This window comes from Synechococcus sp. H55.8 (assembly GCF_047462375.1).
Classification (GTDB): Bacteria; Cyanobacteriota; Cyanobacteriia; order Thermostichales; family Thermostichaceae; genus Thermostichus.
The window spans coordinates 1-17,055 of sequence record NZ_JANSJC010000017.1 but is presented as its reverse complement, the minus strand read 5'-3'; the positions used below and the strand labels follow the sequence as shown (position 1 = coordinate 17,055).

13 protein-coding genes and 1 tRNA gene are annotated in these 17,055 nt (G+C 60.9%); 9 read left to right on the top strand and 5 right to left on the bottom strand.

Translation table 11 applies throughout. The features are described 5' to 3' along the window. Positions 1 to 132 precede the first annotated feature (132 nt). Positions 133 to 1,029 (top strand): carbohydrate ABC transporter permease, encoded by an 897-nt coding sequence (locus tag NW862_RS08530; RefSeq protein ID WP_414332827.1) that lies wholly within the window; start codon positions 133 to 135, stop codon positions 1,027 to 1,029. 49 nt (positions 1,030 to 1,078) lie between these two features. After that, on the top strand, positions 1,079 to 2,587 hold the full coding sequence (locus NW862_RS08525; RefSeq protein WP_414332828.1) for a UbiD family decarboxylase: 1,509 nt from the start codon (positions 1,079 to 1,081) through the stop codon (positions 2,585 to 2,587). Here the strand turns inward: NW862_RS08525 and NW862_RS08520 are convergent. Then, entirely contained in the window at positions 2,584 to 3,795 is a 1,212-nt protein-coding gene (locus tag NW862_RS08520; protein ID WP_414332830.1) for an ABC transporter permease, read from the bottom strand. The two genes, NW862_RS08525 and NW862_RS08520, sit on opposite strands and share 4 nt — an antisense overlap. Further along, complete coding sequence (locus NW862_RS08515) at positions 3,792 to 5,159, bottom strand: efflux RND transporter periplasmic adaptor subunit (RefSeq protein ID WP_414332832.1); 1,368 nt, start codon at positions 5,157 to 5,159, stop codon at positions 3,792 to 3,794. The genes NW862_RS08520 and NW862_RS08515 overlap by 4 nt, the downstream gene beginning before the upstream one ends. A 156-nt stretch (positions 5,160 to 5,315) precedes the next feature. Between NW862_RS08515 and rplS the strand changes: the two genes are divergently transcribed. The 4 genes from rplS (at position 5,316) to NW862_RS08495 (ending at position 7,535) form a co-directional block, all read left to right on the top strand. Further along, positions 5,316 to 5,708 carry a 50S ribosomal protein L19 gene (gene rplS / locus NW862_RS08510; RefSeq protein ID WP_414332833.1) on the top strand — a complete coding sequence of 131 codons (393 nt, stop codon included), beginning with the start codon at positions 5,316 to 5,318 and terminating at the stop codon, positions 5,706 to 5,708. A 50-nt stretch (positions 5,709 to 5,758) separates the two neighbouring features. Beyond that, positions 5,759 to 5,831: transfer RNA gene (locus NW862_RS08505), tRNA-Trp, on the top strand. 68 nt (positions 5,832 to 5,899) lie between these two features. Next, positions 5,900 to 6,712 (top strand): tetratricopeptide repeat protein, encoded by an 813-nt coding sequence (locus NW862_RS08500; RefSeq protein ID WP_414332834.1) that lies wholly within the window; start codon positions 5,900 to 5,902, stop codon positions 6,710 to 6,712. Positions 6,713 to 7,106: 394 nt separating this feature from the next. After that, a complete protein-coding gene (locus tag NW862_RS08495; RefSeq protein ID WP_414341552.1) occupies positions 7,107 to 7,535 on the top strand; it encodes a hypothetical protein in 429 nt (142 codons plus the stop codon). Positions 7,536 to 7,826: 291 nt separating this feature from the next. On the opposite strand, the gene pgl is transcribed toward NW862_RS08495, so the two are convergent. After that, the gene (gene pgl, locus NW862_RS08490; RefSeq protein ID WP_414332837.1) at positions 7,827 to 8,558 is read right to left on the bottom strand and encodes a 6-phosphogluconolactonase; all 732 of its coding nucleotides are present in this window, start codon (positions 8,556 to 8,558) and stop codon (positions 7,827 to 7,829) included. Between the two features lie 94 nt (positions 8,559 to 8,652). Beyond that, positions 8,653 to 9,660: a phosphoribulokinase gene (locus tag NW862_RS08485; RefSeq protein ID WP_414348986.1), complete on the bottom strand. Its 1,008-nt coding sequence runs from the start codon at positions 9,658 to 9,660 to the stop codon at positions 8,653 to 8,655. Between the two features lie 330 nt (positions 9,661 to 9,990). Between NW862_RS08485 and NW862_RS08480 the strand changes: the two genes are divergently transcribed. Continuing rightward, entirely contained in the window at positions 9,991 to 10,881 is an 891-nt protein-coding gene (locus NW862_RS08480) for a ferredoxin--NADP(+) reductase (protein WP_414332840.1), read from the top strand. 58 nt (positions 10,882 to 10,939) lie between these two features. After that, complete coding sequence (gene leuS, locus NW862_RS08475) at positions 10,940 to 13,561, top strand: leucine--tRNA ligase (protein WP_414332842.1); 2,622 nt, start codon at positions 10,940 to 10,942, stop codon at positions 13,559 to 13,561. An 88-nt stretch (positions 13,562 to 13,649) separates the two neighbouring features. Here the strand turns inward: leuS and NW862_RS08470 are convergent, their stop codons facing one another. Beyond that, a complete protein-coding gene (locus NW862_RS08470; RefSeq protein WP_414427097.1) occupies positions 13,650 to 15,212 on the bottom strand; it encodes a bifunctional orotidine-5'-phosphate decarboxylase/orotate phosphoribosyltransferase in 1,563 nt (520 codons plus the stop codon). Positions 15,213 to 15,362: 150 nt separating this feature from the next. On the opposite strand from NW862_RS08470, the gene NW862_RS08465 reads away from it, so the two are divergent. Next, entirely contained in the window at positions 15,363 to 16,754 is a 1,392-nt protein-coding gene (locus NW862_RS08465; RefSeq protein ID WP_414332844.1) for a TldD/PmbA family protein, read from the top strand. The last annotated feature ends 301 nt before the right edge of the window (positions 16,755 to 17,055 follow it).

The window sequence follows — 17,055 nt, the reverse complement described above, 5'->3', positions numbered from 1 at the left end:
CACCCGAAAATGGAGCCAGACCTGCCTTCCTTAGGTTGCCCTTAACTCTGGCGGATTATCCTCACAACAGAACCAGCAGAAGAGAAACCCCAAAGCCCGTCTGCTCGTCGGTGTTCGCCGTTTGGAGGTGCCATGGCTCAACTGTTGCAGGATCCGCAATCGCCCTTAGCCCAGCCCATACCCTTATCCCAGAAGCCCTCTCCCCTGCCCTGGGGGCGCTGGATCCCGGAGCGTTGGTACGTGCATTTGGGCCTGGTGCTGGCCTGTTTGGCGTTGGGGTTTCCGGTGTTGTATGCCCTGATCGTGAGCACCCAAAACAACGCCGAGGTGTTCCGCTACCAATTGACCTTTGGCTCTTCGTTGGCCTTCAACTGGCAGCAGGTGATGGTGGCGCGCCACTTGGGCCACTACATGGTCAACAGCGCCATCATGGCCGCGGCCATCACGGTGGGCAAGACGGTTTTGTCCCTGCTGGCGGGGCTGGCCTTCGTCTACTTTCGCTTTCCGGGCAAAGGGCTGGCCTTCGGCTTTGTGCTCATGACCTTGATGATGCCCACAGAAATCTTGATCATCGCCCTGCTGCGGCTGGTCACCAACTTGGGCTGGGGATCCACCTACTACGCCTTGATCGTGCCTTTTCTGGCCAGCGCCACGGCCACGTTTTTGTTTCGCCAACATTTTTCCAACATCCCCCGCGAGTTGGCGGAGGCGGCCCAACTGGACGGGGCAAACCCCTTGCAGTTTCTCACCCAAGTGCTGATCCCCCTGAGCTGGAATGCCATCGGGGCCCAGGCGGTGATTCACTTCGTCTACGCTTGGAATATGTACCTGTGGCCCCGCTTGATCGTGCAAGGCCGGGAGCGGCAGGTGGTGCAGGTGGGGCTGCAATCCTTGCTGAACTTGGATAGCTCCGCCTCCTATGGCCCCATGATGCTGGGGGCGATCATCGCCAGCATTCCGCCGCTGGTGGTGTTTATTGCCCTGCAAAAGCCTTTCATGAGCGGCCTAGCCCTCAGCCGCGACAAATAAATCAAATAAGTTAAGTTAGCGAGACCCTCACCCTGCGAGTACTCCCTTCATGCCCAGAGATCTGCGCCGTTTCGTTGCCCTGCTGGAGTCCCGTGGCCAGCTTCGCCGCGTTTCAGCCGAAGTGGATCCCGACTTAGAAATTGCCGAGATCGCCGATCGCCTTTTGGCTTGTGGGGGGCCGGCGCTGCTGTTTGAACGGGTGAAGGGATCCGCGATGCCGCTGCTGATCAACGTTTTGGGCACGCTGGAGCGCATCTGCTGGGCCTTGGGGATGGAGGAGCCGCGGGAGCTGGAGGAGCTGGGGAAAAAATTGGCCTTGCTCTACCAGCCGCGCCCGCCAAAAAGTTTTGCCCAGGCGGTGGAGCTGGGGCAGGCGCTGTTCAGCGTCTTCAAGGCTAGGCCCAGCCGGGATCTGCTCCCCCCCTGTCAGCAGGTGGTGCTGCGGGGAGAGGAGGTGGATCTCACCCAATTGCCCCTGCTGCGGGTCTATCCCGGCGATGCCGGGCGGGTGCTGACGTTGGGCCTGATGGTTACCAAAGACCCGGAAAATGGGATCCCCAATGTGGGGGTGTACCGCCTGCAACTGCAAAGCCGCAACACCATGACGGTGCAATGGCTGTCGGTGCGGGGGGCCACCCGGCATCTGCGCAAGGCGGCGGCCCTGGGGCGGAAGTTGGAAGTGGCAGTGGCCATCGGGGTGGATCCCGCCGTGATCCTGGCAGCGGCCACGCCCCTGCCGGTGGATCTCTCGGAGTGGCTGTTTGCCGGCCTCTACAGCGGCGAAGGGTTACACCTGGCCCGCTGTAAGACGGTGGATCTGGAGGTGCCGGCCCAGGCCGAGATCGTCTTGGAGGGCACCATCACCCCTGGGGAGGTGGCCCCCGACGGCCCCGCCGGGGATCACATCGGCTACTACGGCCCCCGCAACGAGCAGGCTCCTCTCATCCGCTTCCACTGCCTCAGCCACCGCCGCGATCCCCTCTACCTCACCACCTTCAGCGGCAAGCCCCCCAAAGAAAACGACCTGATGGCGCTGGCCCTCAACCGCATCTATACCCCCATCCTCAGGCAGCAGGTGCCGGAGATCGTGGATTTCTTTTTGCCCATGGAGGCCCTGGGCTACAAGGCGGCCATCTTGTCCATCGACAAAGCCTATCCCGGCCAAGCGCGGCGGGCGGCCTTGGCTTTTTGGAGCGCCCTGCCCCAGTTCAGCTACACCAAGTTCGTTATTGTGGTGGACAAAGATATCAACGTGCGGGATCCACGGCAGGTGCTCTGGTGCCTGTGTTCCCGAGTAGACCCGCAGCGGGATGTGTTTATTTTGCCGGACAATCCCTTCGACGCCCTGGACTTTGCCACCGAAAAACGGGGTCTGGGGGGCAAGATGGGGATCGATGCCACCACCAAGATCCCCCCGGAAACCGATGCTCCCTGGCGGGCTCCCCTTGCCCCGGATCCGCAAGTGGCCCGCCTGGTGGATCGCCGTTGGGCCGAATACGGCCTGGCGGATCTGGACTTACAGCCGGCGGATCCCCGTCTGTTTGGCTACGAGCTCTAAGCCCGTAGGGCCTCGATGGGATCCAGTTGCGCCGCTTTGCGGGCCGGGAAAATGCCGAAGACCAGCCCAATCCCCGTCGAAAGCGTGAAGGAAACCGCCACCGCCACCAGATCGATCCGGGTGGCCAAGGGGGTGAATACCTGCACAATCACCAAAACCCCGCTGCTGAAGAGGATCCCGAGCACCCCCCCGGTCACGGCAATGAAGATCGCCTCGGCGGCAAACTGTTGTAAGATCTGCCGGCTATCGGCTCCGATCGCCTTGCGCAGCCCGATCTCCGGGGTGCGTTCTGCCACCGAGATCAGCATCACATTCATGATCCCCACCCCGCCCACCAGCAGGGAGAGAGCCGCCGTACCCGTCAGCAGCACCCGCAGCAACGTCAAAATCCTGGCCGAGCCATCCAGGAGCACCTTCTGGTTGCGGATGATGAAGTCGTCTTCTCCCACCAGTTGGTGCCGCTGCCGCAGCAGGTTGCGGATCTGGAACTCGGCAGCCGGCAGATCGGCTTCGGAGCGGGCGGAGACAAAAATGGCTGTCAGCTCCAGGCCATAAGGGGATCGCCGCCCGACAAAGCGGTTGGCCACCACATCCACCGGCAAAAACAGCCCGGCATCGCTGTTGCCAAACACCGTCGGCTTGGAGCGCAAGGTGCCGATGACCTCGAAGGGCAAGTTGTTCAACAGGACGGTCTCCCCGATGGCAGCAGCAGGATCCAGGCCGAACAACTGGCCAGCGGCCTCGCTCCCCAGCACCACCACCGGTCGCTGTTCCTCGATATCCGCCGGCAAGAGGAAGCGGCCCTGCTCGATCTCCAAATTGAGCACCGACAAATACTCCGGCCAGGTGCCGGTGGCTTCATAGCGGCGATCCACCCCGCCCCGCACGGCCCGCACGTTGGTTCCAAGGCTGGGGACGGCTGCCGATACGGCAGGCACTTCCGCAACAATCGCCCGCAGATCTTCGAGGGTAATGGGGCGGGTGTTGCTCGCATCCGCCAGGCCCAAGCTGGAAGAAAAGACAATGAGCAAATTGGTGCCCAAAGAGCGAAACTGATCCACTGCCAGCTCCTGGGCAGCATGGCCAAACCCGGCAATGGCCACCACGGCGGCGTTGCCGATGAGGATCCCCAGCATGCTCAGCCCGGTGCGCAAGCGATGCCGTCGCACCATTTGCCAGGCCATTTTGGCCGCAGTTGCCAGGCTCATGGCTGTTGCTCCACTTCCTTGATCAGGGTTCCTATGCTCACTCCTGGCGGCAGGGCCGTAAAGACTCGATCCCCTGCCTGCAGACCGGAGCGGATCTGGGTAACGCCACCCTGGGTGATGCCCGTTTCCACGCGGCGATAGACAGGTCGCCGGGTTCGCGGATCCAGTAGGATCACGCCTTCCTGGCCTTCCTCGCGCAGGATGGCCACCGAGGGCACCGTCAAAGCCTGCGGCTGGGGATCCCCGATGAAATCCACCGAAACATTCATGCCGGTGCGCAAAAAGTCGGCTCCGGGCTCCGGCTCGACGAAGACCCGAAAGACCGTTACCTCCCGCACCACCACCGTAGCGGGGGCAATTCGCTTCACCCGACCCTGTACCACGCGGTCGGGATAGGCCAGAGACCGGATCTCCACCGGCTGGCCCAGCCGCACTTGGGCAATTTGGGCTTCCGGCACTTCTGCTCGCACCTCAATTCCCTGGGCCAGCGCCAAAATCGAGCTGGAAGAAGCGGCAGTGGCATCGGAAGCGGCGGTTGTCGGGGCTACAAAGGATCCCACTTCGGCAAAGCGCTGCACCACCACACCGGAAAAGGGGGCACGGACTTCGGCCTCGGCCAGCCGGGATTGCCGTTGGGCCAGCTCGGCTTGCGCCTGAGCAATCTGAGCTTGAATTTGCTGCAGGGTTTCCGGGCGGCTCCCCAGTTGCAATCGCTGCAGCTCCTGTTGGGCCGCCCGCAAATCCGCCTGCGCCTGTTCCAGGCGGGCCAGACGTTGATCCAGCTCGCTGCGGGCTACTGCCCCCGCCTGTGCCAGGGCCTGAATGCGCTCCAGCTCTTTTTGGGCCAGACCCACCTGCGACCGGGCTGCATCCACCCTAGCCTGGGCCGCCGCGATCACTGGGGGGCGCTCGCCGGCCTGTTGCTCCGCTAGACGGGCTTGCAGCTCTTGGATGCGGGCCTGCGCTTGCCGAATGCCGCTGGCCAGATCCCCGTAGTCCATCCGGGCCAACAACTGCCCTGCCACCACTTCATCCCCCTGATCCACCAACAGTTCTGCCAGGCGACCCGACTCGCGGGGGCTAACATTCACCTGTCGGATCGGCTGCACCTGGCCGCTTACCCGCAGACGTTGGGTGAGATCCACCACCTGAACCGGTACCGTTAATCGTTCCAGCCGTTCTGCCCGCTGCTGCTGAAGCTGACGCTGGATCAGGAGACCGCTGCCCCCTAAGCCAGCCAACAGCAGGCCCAAAAGCATCCAGCCAAAGGGAAATCGCTTGCGGCTGCTCTGTGGCAGGGGCTGATCTACAGGCTTGGGAGAAGACAGGGATCCCGTCTCAGTCTTGTCCGTGTGCAGGATCACAGAAAATCTCCCATTCTTAAAAAAGCTTTGTCTTTGTCTAGACTATTGGAAAAAGGCGGGGGGCGTAAACACGGTTTCCCGCATCCCTCGGCCAGCTCTGTACAGAAAACAGGAACGATTGCTACCATAGTTAACTGCCGGTAGCGCGGGAAGGCCATGAACGTTCGCATCAACGCTGAAGAGATCATCCGCTCCATCGAGGCGGCGCACCTGAAAAGGGATCTGCCTGAGATCCGGGTTGGCGATCAGGTACGGGTGGGAGTTCGCATTCAAGAGGGGGGCAAGGAGCGGGTGCAGGCTTTTGAGGGCACGGTCATTGCCATGCGCCACTCCGGCATCAACCGCACCATTACGGTACGCAAGGTTTTCCAGGGGATCGGCGTGGAGCGAGTTTTTCTCATTCATTCCCCGCGCATTGAGTCGATCCAGGTGCTGCGGCGGGGTAAAGTGCGCCGGGCCAAGCTGTTCTACTTGCGGGATCGGGTGGGCAAAGCCACTCGCATCAAGGCCAAGACAGAGAATATGGATAATCGGGAACAGCCCCTCTGAGGTTTGGGTTGTACCTGCTACACTGAGTAAGCGGGTGTGTCCCTGCCAATGCGTCCTTAGTTCAGTTGGTAGAACGTCGGTCTCCAAAACCGGATGTCGGGGGTTCGAGTCCTCCAGGGCGCGTTGATGTCAGACCCCTTGCGGTGACGGCTTGGGACGGGGACGCCCCACCCAAGGGAACTGTTGAAGCCATGAAGTTCGTTCCTGTACCCAACCTACTCTCTGCCCTCTTGCTGGGGTTGCTGCTTTGGCTAGGGATCCCTATCTGGCCCCCAGTTACGGCGGCAAACGCCAAGATAGATCCCGAGATCGATCGGCTGTTTGAGGAGGCTTTTGCTGCTACCGGGCGGGGGGATCTTGCCCAGGCGGAAGCCTTGTGGACTCAACTGTTGCAGATCCAGCCGCACAATCCGGCCTTGTGGAGCAATCGGGGCAATGCTCGTGTTGGCCAGCACCAATTCCAGGCAGCTCTGGAGGACTACGCTGAGGCCATTCGTTTGGCTCCTGAGGCGCCGGATCCCTATCTGAATCGAGGGGCTGCTTTGGAGGGATTGGGGCGGTGGCAGGAGGCGATTGCGGATTACGAACGGGTGTTGCAGTTGGATCCCAACGATGCGGCGGCCTACAACAACCGCGGCAATGCTGAAGCGGGGCTGGGCAACTGGCAGCAGGCTTTGGCCGACTACCGCCGCGCCACGGAGCTGGCTCCCGATTACGCTTTTGCCCAGGCCAACTATGCCCTCAGCCTCTACCAGATGGGCGAAACAGAGGCTGCGCTGCGCTTGATGCGGGCTTTGGTGCGCAAGTACCCGAGGTTTCCAGATATGCGGGCCGCTCTCAGTGCCATTCTCTGGGTGCAGGGTCGCCAGGGAGAAGCCGAAAGTCACTGGGTAGCCGTGCAAGGGCTGGATCCCCGCTACGCCGACCTGGAATGGGTGAGATCTGTCCGCCGTTGGCCACCGGCGATGGTGGCAGCTCTGGAGCGTTTCCTTGCTCTCAAATAGTCTCTCAAGCTTCAGTAGTAATAAATAGTGGGAAGGATCGCCTAGAAAATACCTGCAGACCCACCTCTGCGCATTGGCGAAACAGTTGCTGGGGATCCCCGCAGCCAGAGCCTCAGGTTACATCCTGTCTGGGGGGATGGGGGTTGCTAGATTGGGATCAAGCCGAGAGAGGATGCTGGCAGCAGGCTCAGCTCAGAGCCAAAGGAGGGATCCTGAGTGCTGCCGGCAGACTGCGAAAAAGACTGTGTAAAGGACTGCTTCATTTTTTGTCTGTTTTAGACTTATCGCGACGTGTGGTATCAACGTGGGTGCAATGGCTTTTTTCTCTCGCTCTTCTTTCTTCCTCTCTGATGGGAGAGGGGGACGGCGAAGCCACCGGAGCTGGGCAGGGCTGTTGCTCGTGGTTTTGCAGCTTGGGCAGCCCGCTGTGGCCCAGACAGAAACCCGGGTTTGGAGCGGAACCGGCCAAATTTTGAGTGGCCAGGGGCAGGGGGCAACGGTGCAATTGGTCTTGGAAACGGGTGGAGGACGTATCTGGACCCAATCGGGGCCGGTTTTGGATGCACCGTTTTCCGGCGGCCATATTTCGGTCAATAGCGGCGATGGCACTTGGCAAATCCAGTCGCAGGGGGATCAGTTGCTGGTTACTTTTTACCGCGGCGATCAGATCATCCGCTGGCAACTGCGGCCCATTGGCGAGCTCCCAAGCTCTTCCCCTGCGGTGCCATCCAGTTCTCTGAGCAGCGACTCCGCTCAGCCTGTGGCCCTGCCCGTCCAAGAGCTGGTCATCCCAGTACTGAAGAATTTGCCCGGCACCCCCTGAGGGATCCCTGCCCCGCCGGTTTTCAACTCCCCTCTCCCTCTGGGAGAGGGGCCGGGGGTGAGGGGCTGGGGGTGAGGGAAGCGCTTGAGGAGTGGCTTAATCGCGTTTAGCCAACCCGCCCTCTGTCGGCAGGACGGCCGCGGCAGCAAGGGCCGGGAGTTTCTGTGCTGGAACCGAGGTGGTTGCACAAAACGGCGTTGCCGGAATCTGGACGCGGTGGGGTTCCCACAATCGCTCCCTGTTGAAACGAGCAGCTTGCCCTCTATGCATCAGCATGAGGGCGGGGGTACGTCACCTGAGCAGCGCGACGGCTGGCAGGGGCAGTTGAGCTGCCGCCGCCGCATCCAGCAACCAGAGCAGCCGTCCGTTGGGGTTGACGCGCTGGCAGGGTAGGTGGGCCTCGGTGGTCAGCGCCTCTTTCACAATGGCAGCTTTGTTCGCTCCGGTTACCAAGAACACCACCTGGGCTGCCCGATTGAGGACAGGGTAGGTCAAGGTTAGACGCGGCTCCGGCCCTTTCTGCCCCACTGTTACCCAGCGGTGTTGCACCTGCAGGGCGGCGGTGTCGGGAAATAAAGAGGCTGTGTGGCCGTCCTCCCCTACCCCCAGCCAGATCAGGTCGAGAGAAGGGCACTCCGCGCCGAAAAGCCGCCGCAGGGTCGCCTCATAGTCGGCAGCATCGCGAAGCGGATCCCCCGCTTGGGTGGGCATGGGAAACACCTGATCGGCCGGGATCCCGATCCACTTCAGCAGGGTTTCTTGCACCATGCGGTAGTTGCTCTCGGGATGCTCCGGGGGGACGTAGCGCTCATCTCCCCAGAACAGCCAGGTTTGTTGCCAAGGGATCCCTTGGGTTTGGGCGAGAGCAGCATACAACTGCTTGGGGGTGCTTCCCCCCGCCAGGACCACGGTAAAACGTCCCCGCTCCCGGATGGCAGCCGCTGCCCGGCTTTGCCAAACCTCGATGGCCCGCTGAATGAGGACGGATCCCTCTGGAAAGATCTCCAACTGGAATCCCTGCATAGACCCAAACCTTGACGCTGACTCCCACCGGGTCAGCCTACCTGCAGCAACACTCTACCGGCAATCCCTCTTGAGCCGCTTGGGCGGGCAAAGGTTAGGAAGCCACCGCCAACTCTTTGGCTTCGGCCTGGATTTGCTCGTAAAGGGCGCGCAGCTTTAGGCCCACGATAACCTGAATCAGGCCAGAGCCATTGCGGGATCCCGGGTATTCTGGGTGCTTGCGCAACAGTTCCGTCAGCTCGCCGTAGTAGCGGGTGGACAGGTTGCTCAAGTGGTTCTCGATGTAGACGACTTCCTCCAGTTTTTCAAAGGTGCCGTCGATCTCCAAAATCGAAACCGGGTGATCGAAGTAGGTGGAAGGGCCGTAGTGGAGGCGGATGCCCGGATAGGAACAGGTCAGCTTTTTGCCGCAAGGGATCCAATCGATGGTGGAGCCTTCGTCGAAGAGGTAAACGGGGTCGAAGTACTTGACCCCTTCCCGCTGAATCAGCCGTACCCGCAACACCTTGTGCTCCGGATCCAGCTCTGGCAGCAACTGGGTGGGCAGAACCTCGATGACGGCATCGGCATACTGCTTCTGCACATCGACATAAGCCTCAAAATCGGGACGGCGAGCCTCGATCGAGCGCAACACATCTTCGTAAGTGTGGCCCCGCTCGGCCATGTCCCGCTTCACCTTCCAGGCAATCTTGATCTCCGGCGCCAAATCCAAGTACACCTTGAAGTCCAGCAGCTCGCGCACCCGCTCGTCGTACATGGGATGCAGCCCTTCCAGGACGATGATGCGGTTGGGATCCACCCGCTCCGGCGGGTCGATGAGGCCGGTCTCGTGGTTGTAAATCGGCTTCATCACGCTTTGGCCATTCTTGAGCGCCTTGGCCTGCTCGTACATCAGGTCGAAGTTGTTGGCGCGGGGATCCAGTGCCGTGATGCCCTTCTCTTTGCGCTGGTAGCGATCCAAGGAGTGATAGTCGTCCAGACAAATGGTGGTGATCAGATCCCGGCCAAACAGATCCCCCAGCCGACGTAAAAACGTGGATTTGCCACAGCCAGAATCTCCGGCGACACCAATCATCACAATACGATCAGGACTGCTTGCCATGGGAACTCCTTGGGGACGGGCAGGGCAAAACTGAGAAAAAGCTGCTAGGAAAGTTACCAACTGTTACGGCTCTGCATGATACCACAACAGAGCCACTACCTCACAACCCGCTTGCAGGCCAGAGATATCAGCACCTTAAGGAACAATTTAACAAAAAATGCATATTCTTGGCCGCTGAGCTCGGCTGGGAGCAGTTTTTTGGGGGTGTCGCTCTCGGCATCAGCTCGAAAGGGCTGCCGGCTTCTCTGCTGGCAAGTTCCATTTGGCCAGCCGGGCTGCTATGGTGTTTGCTATCCATTTTCTCTCCAGTGCCAGGAGCAGATCGCAGTTATGGTTGCCAGCGCAGAAAAGCGAGAGGTTGTCGTCAATCTGTATCGTCCCAACGCGCCTCTGATCGGACAATGTGTGGAGACCTACTCCATTGTCGGCGAGGGGGCGCCCGGGCTGACCAAGCACATCGTGCTCAGCTTGCCGGATCCCAACTACCGCTACCTAGAAGGGCAAAGCGTTGGCATTATCCCCCCTGGCGAAGATGCCAAAGGCAAGCCCCACAAGCCCCGCCTCTACTCCATTGCGTCCACCCGCTACGGCGATGATGGCGAGGGGCGCACCGTTTCGTTGAGCGTGAAGCGGGCCGAATACGTGGATAAAGAGACGGGCCAGCCGGGGGTGGGGGTCTGCTCCGGCTTCCTCACCGATCTCAAACCCGGCGACGAGGTGATGATCACCGGGCCCTCGGGGAAAACCTTCCTACTGCCCGAAGATGAGAACGCCAACCTGATTTTGATCGCCACCGGCACCGGCATCGCCCCTTTTCGCGCCTTCATCAAGCATCTGTTTGAGGAGGATCCCAACTATCAGGGCAGGATCTGGCTGTTTTTTGGGGTACCTACCACTTCCACCTTGCTCTACCACGGGGATCTAGAGGCCTGGAAAGCCCAGTACGGGGATCGCTTCCGCGTCGATTACGCCATCAGCCGCGAACAGCAAACCCCCGACGGCAAAAAGATGTACGTGCAAAACCGCATGGCGGAGTACGGCGCTGAGCTGTGGGAGATGCTGCAAAAGCCCAACACCTACACCTACATCTGCGGCCTCAAGGGGATGGAAGACGGGATCAACAACGTCATGGGGCCCTTGGCCGAACAAGCCGGTCAGGATTGGAGCAAGTTCCAGAAGGAGCTGAAGAAAGCAGATAGGTGGCACGAAGAAACCTACTGATTTTAAAACTTGCGTAGCATGTAAAGGGTGAGCGCTTTTTCCCCAGGAGCATCAAACCGTGGACGCGCGCTACAATCCCCGGGCCATCGAGAGCAAGTGGCAGGCCCACTGGCGTGAAATGGGGCTGGATCGCACCCCAGAGTTGAAGGACGGGATCCGCAAGTTTTATGCTTTGTCGATGTTCCCCTACCCCAGCGGCAACCTGCACATGGGGCATGTCCGCAACTACACCATCACCGATGTGATTGCCCGCCACAAGCGCATGCAAGGGTACGCGGTGCTGCACCCGATGGGCTGGGATGCCTTTGGTCTGCCGGCGGAGAATGCCGCCATCGACCGGGGGATCCCGCCGGCCAAGTGGACCTACCAGAACATCGCCCAGATGCGGGATCAACTGCAACGGCTGGGGCTTTCCTACGACTGGGAGCGGGAGATAGCCAGTTGTTCGCCAGACTACTACAAATGGACGCAGTGGATCTTCCTGCAATTTTTGAAGGCGGGCCTGGCCTACCAAAAAGAGGCGGCGGTGAACTGGGATCCCGTGGATCAGACGGTGCTGGCCAACGAGCAGGTGGATGCGGAGGGGCGCTCCTGGCGATCCGGCGCTCTGGTGGAAAAGCGCCTGCTCAAGCAGTGGTTTTTCAAAATCACCGCCTATGCTGACCAACTGCTGGCCGACCTAGAACAGCTCTCCGGCTGGCCGGAGCGGGTGCGCATTATGCAGGAGAACTGGATCGGCCGGTCGGTGGGGGCTAGGGTTGTCTTCAAAGCGGAGACAGGGGAGGAGCTGCCGGTGTTCACCACGCGGCCCGATACCCTCTGGGGGGCCACCTTCATGGTCATGTCGCCGGAGCACCCCTTGGTGGACAAGCTCACCACCCCTGAGCAACAGCCCGTCGTCAAGGCTTACCAGGCCGAGGCTGCCGCCCGCAGCGAGATCGAGCGCAGCGCCGAAGACCGGGAAAAAACGGGCGTCTGGACGGGATCCTACGCCATCAACCCCGTCAACCAAGAGCGGATCCCCATCTGGATTGCCGACTATGTGCTGATGGGCTACGGTACGGGGGCCATCATGGCCGTGCCCGCCCACGACCAGCGGGACTTCGAGTTTGCCCGCAAGTTTGGCCTGCCCATCAAGCAGGTGGTGCAGCCGCCCGGCGAGGCAGGGGAGACGGCTGCAGATCTGCAGTCGGCCTGGACAGGGGAAGGGGTGATGATCAACTCCGGCCCCTTGGACGGGATCCCGGTGGGCAAAGGCCCAGGGCAGAGCGTAGAAAGAGCCATCGCCTGGTTAGAGAGTCAGGGCTTGGGGGAACGGCAGGTGAACTACCGCCTGCGGGATTGGCTCATCTCGCGGCAGCGCTACTGGGGCTGCCCCATCCCCGTAATTCATTGCCCCCACTGCGGGATTGTGCCGGTGCCGGAGGAGGATCTGCCGGTGCTGTTGCCGGAGGATGTGGAGCTGAGCGGACGAGGTGGCTCTCCCTTGGCCCACTTGGAGGACTGGGTGAAGGTAAAATGCCCCACCTGTGGCGCCGATGCCCGCCGCGAGACCGACACCATGGACACCTTCATCTGCTCGTCCTGGTATTTCCTGCGCTTCAGCGATCCCCGCAACGACCGCGAGATCTTCCGCAGAGACCTGGTCAACGCCTGGCTGCCGGTAGATCAGTACGTGGGCGGTATCGAGCACGCCATCTTGCACCTGCTCTATTCCCGCTTTTTCACCAAGGTGCTGCGAGATCAGGGGCTGCTGAATTTTGACGAGCCGTTCTTGCGTCTGCTCACCCAGGGGATGGTGCAGGGGCGCACCTACTACAACCCCAACAAGTCCGGCAAGGATCGCTGGATCCCGGCGGCTCTGGTCAAGGATCCCAACAACCCCACAGATCCAGAGACCGGCGAGCCCCTGCAAGTTATCTACGCCACCATGTCCAAATCCAAAGGCAACGGCGTGGATCCGGAGGAGGTGCTGGCCCACTACGGAGCGGACACAGCCCGCATGTTTATCCTCTTCAAGGCGCCCCCCGAGAAAGATCTGGAGTGGGACGACGCCGATGTGGAAGGCCAGTTTCGCTTTCTCAACCGCGTCTGGCGGCAGGTGTACGAGTTTGTCGTTCGCGGTAGCGGGACGGAGTCCTTGCGGGGCAAAGCCGCCGAGCTGCTGCAGGCCCAGGTCGAGGCGGGATCCCTGACCAAGGCCGAAAAAGATCTGCGCCGCGCCGTCCACACGGCCATCCAGGCAGTCAGTGAGGATCTGGAGGAATACCAGCTCAACACCGCCATCGCCGAGCTGATGAAGCTGAGCAACGCCCTGGCCGAGGCCGGGATCCCGGATTCGCCGGTCTATGCGGAGGGGATGCGCACCCTGGTGTTGCTCTTGGCCCCCTTTGCCCCCCACATTGCCGAGGAGTTGTGGCAGGCGCTGGGCGGCCCGGACTCAGTCCATCGTCAATCTTGGCCCAGCCATGATCCGGCGGCTCTGGTGGCCGACACGGTAACCATTGTGATTCAGGTGAACGGCAAATTGCGCGGCTCATTTGAGGCACCGGCGGACGTGACGCCAGAGGAGCAGGAACGCTTGGCCCTTCAGTCTGAGGCGGCGCAAAAGTATCTGGAAGGGGCGACGCCCAAAAAAGTGGTGGTGGTGCCGAAAAAGCTGGTTAACTTGGTTCTCTAGCTGCGTCTGGCCATCGGGTTTGGGGTCGGCATGGCAGCCCTACCGGCTTTCCGTAACCGAACCATGTCGTTGTAGCTTTCGCGCCGCTCTAACTCCCCTCTCCCTCAGGGAGAGGGGCTGGGGGTGAGAGCTGGGAGAGATGATTAAACTGGGCTTCGTCAATGCGGCCGGCGCGGAAAAGAGTGGTTTTGATTTCCGAGAGGGTGAGAACGGCATGGCCGCGGTACCCCTGCTCTTGCAAACGCTCTCGCGCCCCCTGCTCGTGATCGATCAGCACCACAATGTCTTCCACCTTTAGCCCTGCCGAGCGCAGTTTCTCGGCTCCTTCCATGGCGCTGCGCCCTGTAATCAAAACGTCATCCACTACAACCACCGTTTCCCCCGGTTGGTAGGATCCCTCGATTTGCCGGCGAGTTCCGTGGGCTTTTACCTCTTTGCGGGGATAGATCATCGGCTTATTTAAGCGCAAGGATAATCCGGTTGCCGTCGGCAGAGATCCATAGGGGATCCCGGCAATCCGCTCGAAGGAAAGGGTTTCTAAAATCTCTGCGTAAGCCTTGAGAACGCGATGGAAGATTTGCGGCTTGGAAATAATGGTACGCAGATCAATGTAATAGGGCAAAGTTTGCCCAGAAGCCTGGACATAATCTCCAAATAGAATACAGCCGATGTCGTACAGCTCTAGGATCAAATCCGTATGAGGATTGGGCTGCAACAGACAGACATCCGGCACCCACAAGGTGCAAGCCGACCCAGATCCCGACTGTCCCTTCTGAGAGCGAGCTGTTTCCACGGTTTCTCGCAACTGGCTTACAGCCTCTTTCAAATCCTGGCGAGCCAACCAGTCCTGGGGTACCGGCAGCAACAGGCCCTCTCCATGGGCGTTCAACCCCGCCTGCAGACAAGCCTGCCAGTCCACGCCCTCTCCCCAGAGGCTGCGGGCCAAGATCAGCCGTTCGGGAGCAGCGGCGCGGATGCGACCCATCACTGAGGGATGCGCGGATCCCACTTCCAGCGCTACCTGTTCGGGTGTGCCCCAATGGCGGCACTGTTTCACCAGATTTAGGTGAAGGGGTTCCACGCTCTCTATTCCTTCCTGCTGCCCGGCGATGGCTTCGGCAGGGTAGTCCTGGATGGCGTTGGCCCCCGGATTGCTGGTACGGCAGAGCAGAAACACAGCTTTGTGAGGATAGAGCAAAAACGGAGCCACCAGATCCTGGCCTGCATAAGGATTGAGGGTGAGGGCATCCACATTCCAAACTTCAAAAGCCTGCCGAGCCAGAACAGAGGCGCTGTTCAAATCGGCGTACTTGGCATCGAGAATGACCGGGATCCCTGTGGGCACTCGGCGCAGCACCGCTTCCAGCAACTCCAGGCCGCCAGATCCCAGGGCCAAATAAAACCCCAGCGTCGGCTTGTAGGCGCACACGTGATCCTGCGTCTGCTCGATCACCCAGCCCAGCCAGTCCAGCAAGGCGGCCATCATTTGCGGTGTTGCAGAGGCAACCAGGTTGGAATCGGGCTCTCCCTTTGGCCTGAGGTGGGCAGGTAACAGCTCTGGATTGGGATCCAAGCCCAGCCAGAGACAGCTTTGGTTCTGCCGGCTTGCAGCCACCCACTTGTCGCTGAAACTCACCCCATATCTTTTCACCTGCAACGGTCGGCTCCTTGGCTTTTCTCATTGTGCGTCGTTCTCCATCCTCTCCTTTGGGATCCCTTCCCGTCAGGCCAAGGTTCGACCCCGATTAAGCCCACAATGAGGCTATGCTGAATTGAGCACCGCATCTATCCCCCTGTTGCCATGCGAGACCTTCTGCGCGACATCCTTCGAGATTGCTCTGGCTTTGTGGAACTGCGCTACCACAGCAAGGTGTTTCGCAGTGTCACCGCCGAGAAAGGCCGCCTTGAGCGCACCGCGGTTCGCCGCCGTTCCGGCGTGGGGGTGCGGGTGCTAGAGGCCGGCACCTGGGGCTTTGCCGCCACCGGGGATCCCTCGCCGGCTGCCATTCGAGAGGCCATTGCCGAGGCGCAGCAGGCTGCCCGCGCCAGCGCCGACTACCGCAAACACAAGTTGCAGGCTTTGCCCAGCGTGCGGTTGGCCCAAGGGGAGTTTTGCGAGCCCGGCGTGGGAGAGGTGCTCAACAAGCCTCTAGAGGCGAAGATCCAGTTGGTTTTGGAAACGGAAGCCCAAGCCCAGAAGTCTTCCGCTCGTATTAGCTCCGCCAGTTGCACCTACAACGAGATCTACGAGGAAAAAGCCATTGTCACCACCGATGGGGCGGATGTGGCCTTTCGCCTGGTGCGCCCCGAATTGCGGGTACAAGCGGTGGCCGAGGCCGATGGCCAACTGAGCAGCGGCGCCGAGTCCATCGGGGTAACGGGGGGGTGGGACTGTCTGTTCCGCTCGGATCCCTTGCAGATGGCGGAAAAGGCGGCTGCTACTGCGGTCGATCTCCTCTCCGCAGGCTACGCCGAGGGAGGATGGGCCACGGTCATTTTGTCTCCTTCCATCGTGGGTCTGCTGGTGCACGAGGCCATTGGCCACACCGTCGAGGCGGATTTTGTCTTGGCCGGCTCGGTGGCTGCCGGCAAGCTGGGCCAGCGGGTGGCCAGCGAACTGGTTACGCTCAAGGATTCAGGCCGCTCCGAATTTATGCCGGGGGCAGGGGGGACGCTGCCGGTGGACGACGAAGGCGTTCCCACCCAAACCACCACCATCATCCAAAACGGCATTTTGGTGAGCTACCTGCACAACCGCGAAACGGCTGCCCACTTCGGCGTCGAGCCTACCGGCAACGCCCGCGCCTGGGAATATGCCGATGAGCCCCTCATCCGCATGCGCAACACCTACCTCGAGCCGGGATCCCAGACTTTGGAGGAGATCATCGCCAGCACTCCCGACGGCTACTTCCTGGATGGGGCCAGAAACGGGCAAGCCGACTCCACCGGCGAGTTTATGTTTGGCGTGGAGCGGGCCTACCGCATTCGCAACGGCAAGCTGGCGGAGCTGCTGCGAGGGGTCACCATCACGGGCAATGCCTTTGAAGTGTTGCAATCGGTGGATGCCGTCTCGCGGGATTTTCTCTGGGACCTGGGATCTGGCCATTGCGGCAAGGGGCAGCCGGCCAAGGTGGATGCAGGCGGTCCCTACATTCGCTGCCGGGCCATTGTAGGCGGACAACAGACTGCTTAGCTGCTTCGGCGGGACTCTACCCGTAGGGTCGTTGCCACTCCCACCACTTAAGTCGGGGGATCCTTACGCAGCCCATGGACAGGCTCGTAAAGGGGTTGTCAATGCGCCCCTAGACAGTTCCCTATAGCCAAGCCGCAAAGTTCTGCTTACTTAGTCATCATCAAATAGCAATGAAACGTTATTGCCACGTAACGCTGTCACGAACGCGCTGGCCGCGCGGAGCCCTATCCCTAACTCCCCACTCCCTCTGGGAGAGGGGCCGGGGGTAAGGGAGTACTCCCTCTGGGAGAGGGGCCGGGGG